We start from the raw sequence: 12064 nt of genomic DNA on the forward strand, positions 1-12064 counted from the left end.
ACAGCTCCCTCTCACAACTCCCGCTCCTCCAGCGGCCGCGTCGCGGGCCCCTGCACCACCTTGCCGTCCGTGTCGAAGCGGGAGCCGTGGCAGGGGCACTCCCAGGCCCGTTCGGCGGAGTTGAAGGCGACGAGGCAGCCCAGGTGTGTGCAGCGGGCGGACAGGGCGTGCGCCTCGCCCTCCTCGTCGCGGTACACGGCGACGTGCTTGCCGTGGACGCGCACGACGGCGCCCTCACCGGGCGGGACGGCGTCCACCTCCGGGGTCGGCCGCAGCCGGTCGCCGACGAAGTGGCCGGCCACCTTCGCCTGCGTCTTCAGGAACGTCGGCGCCTCCCGCACGGCGGAGAGGATGCGGCGCGGGTCGTACAACTCGCTCCACTCGCACCTCTCGCCGGTGATCAGGGCGGTGAGCAGCCGGCCCGCCATCACGCCGCCGCTCATCCCCCAGCCGCCGAAGCCGGTGGCGACGTAGGCGTGCCGGGCGCCCGGGTGCAGCGGACCGACCATCGGCACCGTGTCGGTGGCGTCGTTGTCCTGCGTGGCCCAGGCATGGGTGAGATCGACGCCGGGGAAATGCCCGGTCGCCCAGTCCGCGAGCCGTTCGAAGCGGGCCGGGGTGTCGCCCGTGCCGGGCGTGAAATGCTCGCCCGTGATGACGAGCAGCCGCCGCCCCTCCTCGCCGTAGGGGGCCGTACGGACCGAGCGCGTGCCCTGCTCGGGCGTGATGTACATGCCGTCCGGGTCGTACTCCGTGTCCAGGGCGCCGGCGACCACCAGCTCGCGGCGCGGGGACAGCCGGGCGAACAGCAGGGCGCGGTCGAAGATCGGGTAGTGCGTGGCCACGACCACGTCCCCGGCGGTCACCGTCGCCCCGCTGTCCGTCGCCAGGCGGCACGGCTCGCCCTCGTCCAGCCCCACGACGGTGGTGTCCTCGTACAGCCGGCCGCCCCGCGCGGCCAGGTCGTCGGCCAGGGCCAGCAGGTACTTGCGCGGATGGAACTGCGCCTGCCCGGTCACCCGCACCGCGCCCGCCACCGGGAACGGCAGCCCGGTCTCCGTCACGAACGACGCCGGCAGCCCCGCCTCCCGCGCGGCCTCGGCCTCCGCCCGCACCTCCGCGACCCGGCTCGGGTCGTGCACGTACGTGTAGGCGCTCCTGCGCTCCCACTCGCAGTCGACTCCCAGCTCGGCCGCGACCTCGGCGACGTGCTCGACCGCCTCCGTCTGGGAGCGGGCGTACAGCCGCGCCCCCTCCGCGCCCCGCGTGCGCCGTAGCTTGTCGTAGATCAGTGTGTGCTGCGCGGTGAGCTTGGCGGTGGTGTGCCCGGTGACCCCGGCTGCGATCCGCCCGGCCTCCAGCACGGCCACCGACCGCCCCGCCCGCGCCAGCTCCCACGCCGTGCTCAGCCCCGCGATCCCGGCGCCGATCACGGCCACGTCCACGCTCAGGTCCTCCGCCAGCGGAGGACGCGACGGCCCCGGGGCCGTCTCCAGCCAGTACGAACCCTTGACGTGCCGGTAGTCGGTCATGCGGGCCGAGTACCCCCTCAGCCGCCCTTCAGGGGGCCTTTCAGCAGCCGTTCCCGGCACTCCGCCACGTCGAAGTCCGCCTCCGGATAGCGCGGGTCCAGTTCCTGGAGGTGTTCGAGGAGAAGCGTGCCGACCGCCCAGTTGCGGTCTATGGTGATCATGCGATCTGGGAAGCCGGGTACGGCGCCGGCGTGCGGGGCCCCCGCTCCACCGGAGTGATGGTTCGGGGCCTCCCCGTCGCCTCTGGCCGTACCCATATGGCCAGGTCGCGAGGGAACCGGCCTCCCGGGAACGGACCACGGACAGGATCCGTGTCGCTGCCCCGGGGTCGAGTACGCCGGAGACCAGGGCGCCCAAGACCGTTCGGGGCGTGCGGCTGAGCGGACCCACTTCTGCTCAGTCCACAGGAACGGTCGAGCAACGCTCCACGGCGATCTCGTACGCCTGCTGGTACGCGGGCCGCCGCCTTGTCCGCCGGGCCGCCGGGCCGCCGGGGTGCGCGGCGGCGTCGTGGGCGGACAGGTCGACCGGCTCGCCCACGGGCAGACACAACAGCTCCAGGGCGTCTCCGCCGACTGTTCGGTCACCGCGCCCCCCTTCCGGTGTCCCCCCGTGGGCCTGTCAGCTCAGCGCCACGGTCCCGTCACCGCGAACGTCGTCCCCGGCGTGTAGCAGTTGACGTACATCGTCTCTCCGCCGGGGGCGAAGGTGACACCCGCGAACTCACCCCACTCCGGCTCCTCGGGCGTTCCGATGTTCTGGCTGCCGCGGGCCATCGCGTACACCTCGCCGCGGCGGGTCACGCCGAAGACGTGCTGGGCGCCGTCGCCGTCCTCACAGACCATGAGGCCGCCGCCGGGGGCGAGGCAGATGTTGTCGGGGGACTCGCCGGGGAGCTGGACGTCGGTGTCCGGGCCGAAGACGACCACCAGAGTCAACCGGCGGCGCGCCGGGTCGTAGCGCCACACCTGACCGCGGTGGTCGGCGGCCGAGCCCGCCTCGGCGACGGCGAACGACGACACGAAGTACACGCAGCTGCCGCCCCAGTAGCACCCCTCCAGCTTCTGCGCGTGGGTGATGCCGCCTCGGCCGTAGTCCTGCAACCGCGTGGGCGTCCCGGCGGCCAGCGGGTCCGGTACGTCGACCCACTCGATGCCGTCGAAGGTGGCTCCCGTCTCCTGGATCGACGACAGGTCGGGGACACCGGGCACGCGCATCGCCTGGAGTCTGCCGCCCGCGCGCAGCGAACCGACGCCGCCGAGCGGCTTGTTCGGCAGGAAGCGGTAGAAGAGGCCGAAGGGCCGGTCGAACGCGTCCTCCGTCTCGTACACGATGCCCCGGTACGGATCGATCGCGACGGCCTCGTGCTGGAAGCGGCCCATCGCGGTCAGCGGTACGGCACCGGTGCGCCGGGGGTGCGTCGGGTCGACCTCGAAGACGAAGCCGTGGTCCTTGGTGTACCCGTTGGTGCCGGCCTTGTCCTCGGTCTCCTCGCAGGTCAGCCAGGTGCCCCAGGGGCTCGGTCCGCCCGCGCAGTTGACGGCCGTACCGGCGATCGCGACCCGCTCGGACAGCACGTCGCCGTCGGCGTCCAGCGTCAGGGCCGTACAGCCGCCCTTGCCGGCCGGGTCGTAGGTCAGGCCCTCGACGGTCGGGACGGGGAACTTCGCCGTCGGGCGGTTCTCGTGGTTGCGGACCAGATGGACGCGCCCGTGCCGGCCGGGCAGCGCGGTCATGCCGTCGGGGTGGGACGGGACCGTGCCCTCGCCGGAGCGCAGGGGGTCGCCCTCGCGGGACAGCACCCGATAGCGGAATCCTTTCGGCAGGTCGAGCAGACCGTCGGGGTCGGGCACGAGGGGGCCGTAACCGGTGTGGGCCGGGGGTTGCGCGGCGGCGGTGTTCGCGAAGAGGTCGGAGAGGTTTCCGGCGAAGGCGATGGAGACGCCCAACACCCCGGTACGGGCGAGCAACTGACGTCGTGTCGATCCACTGCGGGCGGACATGGGGCAACCTTCCTGCTGGCGGACAGGACTGTGACCCCGCTGTGTGTATCACGCGCAGTCGATCACCGGAACCACGCCTGGAGCACGTGTCACGGGTCGAGGCTCGGCTGCCCGGGCGTCTGCGGCGGCTCCTCCGGAGGCGTCTGTGGCAAGGACTGCTGCGGCTGCGGCTGCGGCTGCGGCTGGGGCTGTGGCTGCGCCTGCGTCACCGGTGCCCGCTCCAGGAACCGCAGCAGCTCCACCGGGAACGGCAGCACCAGCGTCGAGTTCTTCTCGGCGGCCACCGCCACCACCGTCTGGAGCAGCCGCAGCTGGAGCGCGGCGGGCTGGTCCGACATCGCCTCCGCCGCCTCGGCCAGCTTCTTCGACGCCTGGAACTCGGCGTCCGCGTTGATGATCCGGGCTCGCCGTTCACGGTCGGCCTCGGCCTGCCGGGCCATGGACCGCTTCATCGATTCCGGCAGCGACACGTCCTTGATCTCGACCCGGTCGATCTGCACACCCCAGCCGACGGCCGGACTGTCGATCATCAGCTCCAGGCCCTCGTTGAGCTTCTCCCGGTTCGACAGCAGGTCGTCCAGCTCGCTCTTGCCGATGATGGAGCGCAGCGAGGTCTGCGCCATCTGCGAGACGGCGAAGCGGTAGTCCTCGACGTTGATGATCGCGGCGGCCGCGTCCACGACCCGGAAGTACACGACGGCGTCGACCCGCACGGTCACGTTGTCGCGGGTGATGCCCTCCTGGGCGGGAATGGGCATCGTCACGATCTGCAGGTTGACCTTGTGCAGCCGGTCCACGGCGGGGACGACGAGGGTGAACCCCGGCGGGCGCACCTCACCGCGCGCCCGTCCCAGCCGGAAGACCACCCCGCGCTCGTACTGCTTCACGACGCGCGCGGCGGCCCCCAGATACACGACGCCCGCGGCGCCGACCGCCGCGGCCGCCCCCACCAGCTCCTGGAGCATGGCGACCTCCTCGTCGAGAGGCCCTGTATGTCTGCTCCTGTAACGATATGCCCGGCCCGAGATTCCGGTCGAGCCCAGAGATCCCGGGCCGGGTTCCTGCGTTCGCCTAAGCCGGTTCGGTCACCTTCACCGGCTCGGTGCCGACCGAGCTGTGCCGCTCGGCCCAGTTCTCCAGCGCCGTACGGCAGGCGTGGTCCAGGTGGTGCAGGCCGGACAGGTCCAGCTCCACCGGCCGGTCCTGGGGCAGCGACTCCAGGCTGTCGAGGATCTTCGGCAGCTTGAGGAAGGTCGCGTTGCCCGACAGGTACGCCTGGATCGGGCCCGCGCCCTTGTCGACGACCTCCAGCCGGACGTGCGAGGCCTCCCAGGCCGTCTTGGCGACGGCCAGCGCCAGACCGATGAGCACGCCCTCGAACATGCTGACCGCGACGATCGACACGGCCGTGACGACGAGTATCAGCGCCTCACCGCGGTGCTCCCGCCACAGACCGGCGATCTGCTGCACCGGGATGAGCTTGGCACCGGCGTGCACCAGGATGCCCGCCAGGGCCGGGATCGGGATGTACGCCAGCACGTCGGGCAGCAGCGCCGCGAACAGCAGCAGCCACACGCCGTGCAGCACGCGGGACGCCTTGGTCCGCGCGCCCGCCCGGACGTTGGCCGAGCTGCGCACGATCACCGCGGTCATCGGCAGCGCGCCGAGCACACCGCACACCGCGTTGCCCGCGCCCTGGGCCACCAGTTCCTTGTCGTACTCGGTGCGCGGACCGTCGTGCAGCCGGTCCACGGCCGCCGCGCTGAACAGCGACTCGGCGGACGCGATCAGTGTGAAGGCGACGACGGTGCCGATCAGGCCGACGTTCGCGAGCTCGCCGAACTCGCCCAGCGACGGCGGCTGGACGGAGCTCAGCAGGCCCTTCACCTCGACGGTGGCCACCGGCAGGTCGAACACCAGGACGGCCAGCGTCGCCAGGCCCACCGCGGCGAGCGGGCCGGGGACCGTGCGCAGCTTCTGCGGCATGCGCTGCCACAGCACCAGCACGGCTATGGTGCCCGCGCCGACCGCCAGTGAGGTGAGCGCCTCGGTGCTCCCGAGGGCGTCCACGAGCGCCTCCGGCAGCCCGGCGATCTTGCCGAGGCCGGACTCCGGGGCCTTGGCGCCGACCACCGAGTACAGCTGTCCGGCGATCAGCACGAGGCCGATTCCGGCCAGCATGCCCTCGACGACGGAGACCGAGATGGCCCGGAAGTAGCGCCCCAGCTTCAGGGCGCCCATGAGGATCTGCAGGGCTCCGGTGAGGAGCACGATCACACCGAGGACGGGCAGCCCGAACTCCTGCACCGCCTCGAAGACCAGCACGGTCAGACCCGCGGCCGGCCCGGACACCTGCAGGCTGCTGCCCCGCATGAGTCCGGTGACGATGCCGCCCACGATGCCCGTGATGAGCCCGAGTTCGGCCGGCACTCCGGAGGCGACGGCCACGCCGACGCACAGCGGCAGCGCGACCAGGAACACCACGAGGGAGGCCAGGAAGTCCTGCTTGAGATGGGGGAACTTGCTCTGCTTGGTTGCTTGCTGAATCGTCTGCTCGCTCATGGGGGCGCTCACAGAGCCTCGAAGGCGTCGGTTTCCGCGCGGTGTTCGCGGACGGCACCGGTGTGCACCTCGTAGTACCAGCCGCGCACCCGCAGCTGGTCGTTGGCCAGCCGCTTCTCCACGCACGGGTAGGAACGCAGGCGCAGTACCTGGGCGAGCACGTGGTTCTGGACGGCCGCGGCGACGGTCGGGTCGGCCGCGTCCACTTCTCCCGGCTCGTCTGCGGCGTGCGCGAGCCAGTCGCGGACGGCGGGTACGGCCTCGAGGTCGTCGCCCCGGACCAGGGCGCCGACGGCCCCGCAGTGCGAGTGGCCGCAGACGACGATGTCCTGGACGCCGAGGACCTCCACGGCGTACTCGATGGTGGCGGCCTCGCCGGTGGGGCGGTCGGAGCCGTAGGGGGGAACGATGTTGCCCGCTGTGCGCAGTTCGAAGAGCTCTCCGGGACGGGCGCCCGTGATCAGGGCGGGGACGACCCGGGAGTCGGAGCAGGTGATGAACAGGACCTGAGGGGACTGGCCTTGGGCGAGCCGGGCGAACTCCTCAGGGCGCTGTCCGAACGTACGGGCGTTGTCGATGAGGGGCTGCATGACGTGGTGACTCCTCCTGGCGCGCCGTGGGGGCGCGTCGGACGTGCAGGACAGGGTGGGGGGAAACCGCTGTTGCTGTCAGCAGCGGAAGACCTGGAGCGCTGCCGGAGTATGGGCGGTCGAGGATCTCGACAGCCGTTGGCACGTGAGACCGGGCAGGGGCTGCCTGCGGTCGGGCGCGGGGTCCTGAGCCCGCAGAGGGCGCTCGGGCGCCTGGGACGCCGAGTCGGCCGTGGCCCGGAAACGGTCGCGGGTGCGGGCCGGGCTGGTCGCGCCGCCCGTGTGGAGGCAGTTGCCGCTTGTCACCCGCTCGTCGCGCAGCGTCGTGCCCTTGGGTTTGTTTCCGGGCTGGGCCTTGGCCTCGACCTGACGGGACGTGTGCGCGGGTGCGAAGGACGGCGTGGCAGTGAAGAAGGGGAGCGCGAGCAGGACGGCGGCGAGGATCGAAACCAGCGTCCGGGCCGTCGTACCTCGGAACATGCGCCTCCCTTCCGGCATTTCCCGCCTCTAGTCCAGACCAACTATTGGTCAACGACTGGTCAAGAAACACGGTAACCCTGCGACGTTGTTTGCTGGGTTAACTCGGCGTTTCGAGTTCAAGAGAGCGTGAAAAGCGCGGGTTCTCTGGCTTGATCTTGCCCTTGACTCGGGGCGCGTGCTCGGTTATCGGCTTCGGGCGGGCGTTCGATCAGGCGTGCTCGACGAGCCGCTTGGCGTCCCGCGCCAGCGCGGTGAGCCGGGAGATCGCCCGGAAGTACTTCTTGCGGTAGCCGCCGTTCAGCATCTCCTCGCTGAACAGCTGGTCGAAGGGCAGCCCCGCGGCCAGCACCGGCACCTCACGGTCGTAGAGCCGGTCCGCGAGGACGACGAGCCGGAGGGCCGTCGACTGGTCGGGCACCGGCCGGACGTCGGTGAGGCACACGGCCCGCAGGTCGTCCGTCAGCGCGCCGTAACGGCTGGGGTGGACGCGGGCGAGGTGCTCGAGGAGGTGCGGGAAGTCGTCGAGGGAGGCGCCCTCGGTGGCGTACGCCGCCTTGGTCACCTCCTCGTCCGAGAACGGCGCCGGGGCCTCGGGCAGGCCGCGGTGGCGGTAGTCCTCGCCGTCGATGCGCAGCGCGCGGAAGTGCGCCGACAGGCCCTGGATCTCGCGCAGGAAGTCGGCGGCCGCGAACCGGCCCTCGCCGAGCTTGCCCGGCAGGGTGTTGGAGGTGGCGGCGAGCGCGACGCCCGCGTCCACGAGCTTGCCCAGCAGCGTCGAGACCAGGACCGTGTCCCCGGGGTCGTCCAGCTCGAACTCGTCGATGCACAGCAGTCGGTGGCCGGAGAGGGTCTGCACCGTCTGCTGGAAGCCGAGCGCGCCGACGAGGTTGGTGAGCTCGACGAACGTGCCGAACGCCTTCAGCGCCGGATCGGCCGGGGTGGCGTGCCACAGGGAGGCCAGCAGGTGGGTCTTGCCGACGCCGTAGCCGCCGTCCAGATAGACACCGCGCGGCCCGGCGGGTGCCTTGGGCGCCTTGGCCTTCCCGAAGCCGAGGAACCCGCGCCTCCCGGCACCGCTCGCGTGCGCCCCGCCGAGCCCGGCCGCGAAGCCCTCCAGGACCCGCACGGCCTCGGTCTGGCTGGGCTGCTTCGGGTCCGGGATGTAGGTGCTGAAGCGCACCGAGTCGAACCGCGGGGGCGGCACCATCTCGGCGACCAGCCGGTCGGCGGGGACGTACGGCTCACGGGTGCACAGGGACACGGGGGACGCGTCGGCTGTCGGGCTGAGACCGGGGGCCGCCTGGGCGGAGGTGGAGGAGGACACGCTTACCCATGCTAGAGGGCGTGCCACACTGCACGGATGCGACGCCTGTTCCCTGTGACCGACCAGACAGCGACGAAGGCCTCCGGCGGACGTGACGGAGGCGAGGGGGTGGGGGCGCCCGGTGGGGCCTTTGGGGCCGGCGCCGGCGGCGGTGCTGAGGCCGGTGCCGGCGCGGGTGCCTCCGGGGCCGGGGGCGATTCCGGGGCGCTTCGGGAGACCGGTGGGGTCTTCGGGGCCGGGGGCTCCGGTGAGGCCTCCGGGGCGGGGAGTCCCGGTGCGGCCACTGGGGCCGGGGGCTCCGGTGGGCCCCATGGGGTCGATTTCGGCCACGGTGGCTTTCCCGGGGACGATCTCGTCGACCGGGAGTGGAGCCTCGACGAGCTGGCCGCCGCCTACGCCTATCCCGAGGCCGGGCCCGGCGGGCGGGAGCCCTGGCTGCGGGCCAACATGGTGTCCACGCTCGACGGCGCCGCCCAGCACGACGGCCGTTCGCAGCCCATCTCCAACGCCACCGACATGCGCATCTTCGGCACCCTGCGCGGACTCGCGGACGTGGTGGTCGTCGGCGCGGAAACGGTACGGCAGGAGGGCTACCGTCCGGCACGCGTGCGTGCGGAGTTCGCCCGGCTGCGGGAGGCGGCGGGGCAGAGCCCGGCCCCGGCGATCGCGGTGGTCAGCGCGAGCCTGGAGCTGGACTTCACCCTCCCCCTGTTCACCTCGCCCGTGACCCCGACCCTGGTCCTGACGGGCGCCGCGGCGTCCCCGGACCGGGTGGCGACCGCGGAGAAGGCCGGCGCCCGCGTGGTGATCGCCGGTGACGGTGTCGGCGTGGAACCCGACCGCGCCGTGCGGGCCCTCGCCGACCTCGGTCACACCCGGCAGCTCACGGAGGGCGGTCCACGGCTGCTGGGCCAGTTCGTGGCGGCCGGAGTGCTCGACGAACTCTGCCTGACCATCTCCCCGCTGCTCAGCGCCGGTGACGCGCAGCGCATCGCGGGCGGGCCGTCGGTGGCGGTGCCGCGACACTTCGCGCTGGTGTCCCTGCTGGAGGAGGCCGGGTTCCTGTTCAGCCGCTACCGTCGGTCCTGATTCGCGAATACGGTGAAATGTTCCCTTCCGGTTGCCGCGTGCATGCCTGGCACGGCCCACGCAGGGAAGAGGGTCCACGGGAACCTCGTAGGAGAAGGGGCGCTGGTGTTCACAAGCGTTTTGATGATCGAGAAGGCCCTGACGTCCGCCGACGTGGAGTTCGTCACCACCTTGCACGGGGAGGAGCAGGTCTCCTTCCACGTGCTGCTCCAGCCGCGCGGCGACCAGGCCGACCGGCTGCTGAGAGCCATCGACGACGTCGCGCTCGGCGAGCTCGACGAGGCGGCGCGGGAGGGCGAGACGCCGGAGGGGGAGGAGGCGCAGGGGTTCGGGGAGCGGGCCCTGGAGGTGTCGCTTCGGGCGTTGCACGCGGCGGGCAGCGAGGCGGAGGGGCGGCTGGTCGAGGACCATCCGCTGGATGCGCTGAAGTCGCTGGTGGGGGAGGTGGGGGCGGACGAGGTGATCGTGCTGACCGATCCCCACTACGTGGAGGAGTTCTTCCACCGGGACTGGGCTTCCCGGGCTCGCCACAAGGTGGGGGTTCCGGTGCTGAAGCTGTTCTCGCACAGCAAGGCGTGAGACGTTCCGTACGGCCACGGGGTGTGCCATAGGGTTCGGGATGACTGAACGTTCGCCGTACCACCCAGGAGACACGCATGGCACCCGGCCTTCCTACCGCCATGGAACGACCGCACTTCATCGGGATCGGTGGGGCCGGGATGTCGGGGATCGCGAAGATCCTCGCTCAGCGCGGGGCGAAGGTGGCCGGCAGCGATGCCAAGGAGTCGGAGACCGTCGCGGCGCTGAGGGCGCTGGGGGCGACCGTGCACATCGGGCACGCGGCGGAGCACCTCGCGGACGACGCCACCTGCGTGGTCGTGTCGTCGGCGATCCGCACCGACAACCCCGAGCTGGCCCGCGCGGCCGAGCTGGGCATCCCGGTCGTGCACCGGTCGGACGCGCTCGCGCGGCTGATGGACGGGCTGAGGCCGATCGCGGTCGCCGGTACGCACGGCAAGACCACCACGACGTCCATGCTGGCGGTGTCGCTGTCCGAGCTGGGGCTGGACCCGTCGTACGCGATCGGCGGCGACCTGGACGCGCCCGGCTCCAACGCGCTGCACGGCGAGGGGGAGATCTTCGTCGCGGAGGCGGACGAATCGGACCGCAGCTTCCACAAGTACGCGCCCGAGGTCGCGATCGTCCTCAACGTCGAGCTGGACCACCACGCCAACTACGCCTCGATGGACGAGATCTACGAGTCCTTCGAGACCTTCGCGGGCCGGATCGTGCCCGGCGGCACGCTGGTGATCTCGGCGGACCACGAGGGCGCGCGGGAGCTGACGCGGCGGCTGGCGGGCTCGGTGCGGACGGTGACGTACGGCGAGGCGCCGGACGCCGACGTGCGCGTCCTGTCCGTGGTCGCGCAGGGGCTGAAGAGCGAGGTCACCGTTCTGCTGAACGGGCGGGAGCTCACCTTCGCGGTGTCCGTGCCGGGCCGTCACTACGCGCACAACGCGGTGGCCGCGCTGGCCGCCGGCGCGGCGCTGGGTGTCCCCGCCGAGGAGCTGGCGCCCGCGCTGGCCGCGTACACGGGCGTCAAGCGGCGCCTTCAGCTCAAGGGCGAGGCCGCGGGCGTCCAGGTCATCGACTCCTACGCCCACCACCCGACCGAGATGACGGCCGACCTGGAGGCGATGCGGGCGGCGGCCGGCGAGGCGCGCATCCTGGTCGTCTTCCAGCCCCACCTCTTCTCCCGCACCCAGGAACTGGGCAAGGAGATGGGCCAGTCGCTGGCCCTGGCGGACGCGTCGGTCGTCCTGGACATCTACCCGGCCCGTGAGGACCCGATCCCCGGTGTGACCAGCGAGCTGATCATCGAGGCGGCGCGGGCGGCGGGCGCGGACGTCACGGCGGTGCACGACAAGGACGAGGTGCCGGCGGTGATCGCGGGAATGGCGAGGGCGGGTGATCTCGTTCTCACCATGGGAGCGGGCGATGTCACCGACCTCGGCCCGCGGATCCTGGACCGTCTCGCAGCGAAGTAACACACGTAAGGGGTTGGCCTTCATGTCGTACGACGTCGACAAACCCGACGAGCAGTGGCGGGCGGAGCTGACCCCGGCCGAGTACGCGGTACTGCGGCAGGCCGGCACGGAACCCGCCTTCGTCGGGGAATACACCGACACCAAGACCAAGGGTGTCTACTCCTGCCGCGCCTGCGGCGCCGAACTGTTCACCTCGGACACCAAGTTCGAGTCCCACTGCGGCTGGCCCTCCTTCTTCGACCCGAAGGACACCGACGCGGTCGAACTGATCGAGGACCGCTCCCACGGCATGGTCCGCACGGAGGTGCGGTGTGCCCGCTGCGGCTCGCATCTCGGCCACGTGTTCGAGGGTGAGGGCTATCCGACGCCGACGGACCAGCGGTACTGCATCAACAGCATCTCGCTGCGGCTGACGGCGGACGAGGGCTGACGCGGG

13 protein-coding genes are annotated in these 12064 nt (G+C 71.8%); 4 read left to right on the plus strand and 9 right to left on the minus strand.

Annotated features, from left to right (window positions below; translation table 11 throughout):
* Window positions 1–11: 11 nt before the first annotated feature.
* From ACGFNV_RS18930 to zapE, 9 genes are all read right to left on the minus strand, one after another.
* On the minus strand, window positions 12–1532 hold the full coding sequence (locus tag ACGFNV_RS18930; protein ID WP_393623819.1) for an FAD-dependent oxidoreductase: 1521 nt from the start codon (window positions 1530–1532) through the stop codon (window positions 12–14).
* A 17-nt stretch (window positions 1533–1549) separates the two neighbouring features.
* Window positions 1550–1693 (minus strand): hypothetical protein, encoded by a 144-nt coding sequence (locus ACGFNV_RS18935; RefSeq protein ID WP_393624087.1) that lies wholly within the window; start codon window positions 1691–1693, stop codon window positions 1550–1552.
* A gap of 235 nt (window positions 1694–1928) precedes the next feature.
* Window positions 1929–2072: a hypothetical protein gene (locus tag ACGFNV_RS18940; protein WP_393623820.1), complete on the minus strand. Its 144-nt coding sequence runs from the start codon at window positions 2070–2072 to the stop codon at window positions 1929–1931.
* Window positions 2073–2158: 86 nt separating this feature from the next.
* On the minus strand, window positions 2159–3535 hold the full coding sequence (locus tag ACGFNV_RS18945; protein WP_393623821.1) for an alkaline phosphatase PhoX: 1377 nt from the start codon (window positions 3533–3535) through the stop codon (window positions 2159–2161).
* An 89-nt stretch (window positions 3536–3624) separates the two neighbouring features.
* Window positions 3625–4500 (minus strand): slipin family protein, encoded by an 876-nt coding sequence (locus ACGFNV_RS18950; protein WP_393623822.1) that lies wholly within the window; start codon window positions 4498–4500, stop codon window positions 3625–3627.
* A 106-nt stretch (window positions 4501–4606) separates the two neighbouring features.
* Window positions 4607–6097, minus strand: a complete 1491-nt coding sequence (locus ACGFNV_RS18955) for a SulP family inorganic anion transporter (protein WP_393623823.1) — start codon at window positions 6095–6097, stop codon at window positions 4607–4609.
* A gap of 8 nt (window positions 6098–6105) precedes the next feature.
* Window positions 6106–6687 (minus strand): carbonic anhydrase, encoded by a 582-nt coding sequence (locus tag ACGFNV_RS18960; RefSeq protein ID WP_393623824.1) that lies wholly within the window; start codon window positions 6685–6687, stop codon window positions 6106–6108.
* A 78-nt stretch (window positions 6688–6765) separates the two neighbouring features.
* Window positions 6766–7167 carry a hypothetical protein gene (locus ACGFNV_RS18965; protein WP_393623825.1) on the minus strand — a complete coding sequence of 134 codons (402 nt, stop codon included), beginning with the start codon at window positions 7165–7167 and terminating at the stop codon, window positions 6766–6768.
* Window positions 7168–7375: 208 nt separating this feature from the next.
* Entirely contained in the window at window positions 7376–8491 is a 1116-nt protein-coding gene (gene zapE, locus ACGFNV_RS18970) for a cell division protein ZapE (RefSeq protein ID WP_393623827.1), read from the minus strand.
* A gap of 381 nt (window positions 8492–8872) precedes the next feature.
* Here zapE and ACGFNV_RS18975 point away from each other — a divergent pair, with 381 nt between their 5' ends.
* The 4 genes from ACGFNV_RS18975 (at window position 8873) to msrB (ending at window position 12058) form a co-directional block, all read left to right on the plus strand.
* A complete protein-coding gene (locus ACGFNV_RS18975) occupies window positions 8873–9580 on the plus strand; it encodes a pyrimidine reductase family protein (RefSeq protein WP_133932716.1) in 708 nt (235 codons plus the stop codon).
* A 105-nt stretch (window positions 9581–9685) separates the two neighbouring features.
* On the plus strand, window positions 9686–10159 hold the full coding sequence (locus tag ACGFNV_RS18980) for an indole-3-glycerol phosphate synthase (protein ID WP_393623829.1): 474 nt from the start codon (window positions 9686–9688) through the stop codon (window positions 10157–10159).
* A 77-nt stretch (window positions 10160–10236) separates the two neighbouring features.
* On the plus strand, window positions 10237–11628 hold the full coding sequence (gene murC, locus ACGFNV_RS18985) for a UDP-N-acetylmuramate--L-alanine ligase (RefSeq protein WP_393623831.1): 1392 nt from the start codon (window positions 10237–10239) through the stop codon (window positions 11626–11628).
* A gap of 22 nt (window positions 11629–11650) precedes the next feature.
* Complete coding sequence (gene msrB / locus ACGFNV_RS18990) at window positions 11651–12058, plus strand: peptide-methionine (R)-S-oxide reductase MsrB (RefSeq protein ID WP_393623832.1); 408 nt, start codon at window positions 11651–11653, stop codon at window positions 12056–12058.
* Window positions 12059–12064 lie beyond the last annotated feature (6 nt).

Source organism: Streptomyces sp. NPDC048751, from assembly GCF_043198595.1.
In the GTDB taxonomy this organism is placed as follows: Bacteria; Actinomycetota; Actinomycetes; order Streptomycetales; family Streptomycetaceae; genus Streptomyces.

Coding starts and splice junctions, on each gene's coding strand:
- ACGFNV_RS18930 (WP_393623819.1), bottom strand. CDS start 1,532: ATGACCGACTACCGGCACGTCAAGGGTTCGTACTGGCTGGAGACGGCC.
- ACGFNV_RS18950 (WP_393623822.1), bottom strand. CDS start 4,500: ATGCTCCAGGAGCTGGTGGGGGCGGCCGCGGCGGTCGGCGCCGCGGGC.
- ACGFNV_RS18935 (WP_393624087.1), bottom strand. CDS start 1,693: ATGATCACCATAGACCGCAACTGGGCGGTCGGCACGCTTCTCCTCGAA.
- ACGFNV_RS18945 (WP_393623821.1), bottom strand. CDS start 3,535: ATGTCCGCCCGCAGTGGATCGACACGACGTCAGTTGCTCGCCCGTACC.
- murC (WP_393623831.1), top strand. CDS start 10,237: ATGGCACCCGGCCTTCCTACCGCCATGGAACGACCGCACTTCATCGGG.
- ACGFNV_RS18965 (WP_393623825.1), bottom strand. CDS start 7,167: ATGTTCCGAGGTACGACGGCCCGGACGCTGGTTTCGATCCTCGCCGCC.
- ACGFNV_RS18960 (WP_393623824.1), bottom strand. CDS start 6,687: ATGCAGCCCCTCATCGACAACGCCCGTACGTTCGGACAGCGCCCTGAG.
- ACGFNV_RS18955 (WP_393623823.1), bottom strand. CDS start 6,097: ATGAGCGAGCAGACGATTCAGCAAGCAACCAAGCAGAGCAAGTTCCCC.
- msrB (WP_393623832.1), top strand. CDS start 11,651: ATGTCGTACGACGTCGACAAACCCGACGAGCAGTGGCGGGCGGAGCTG.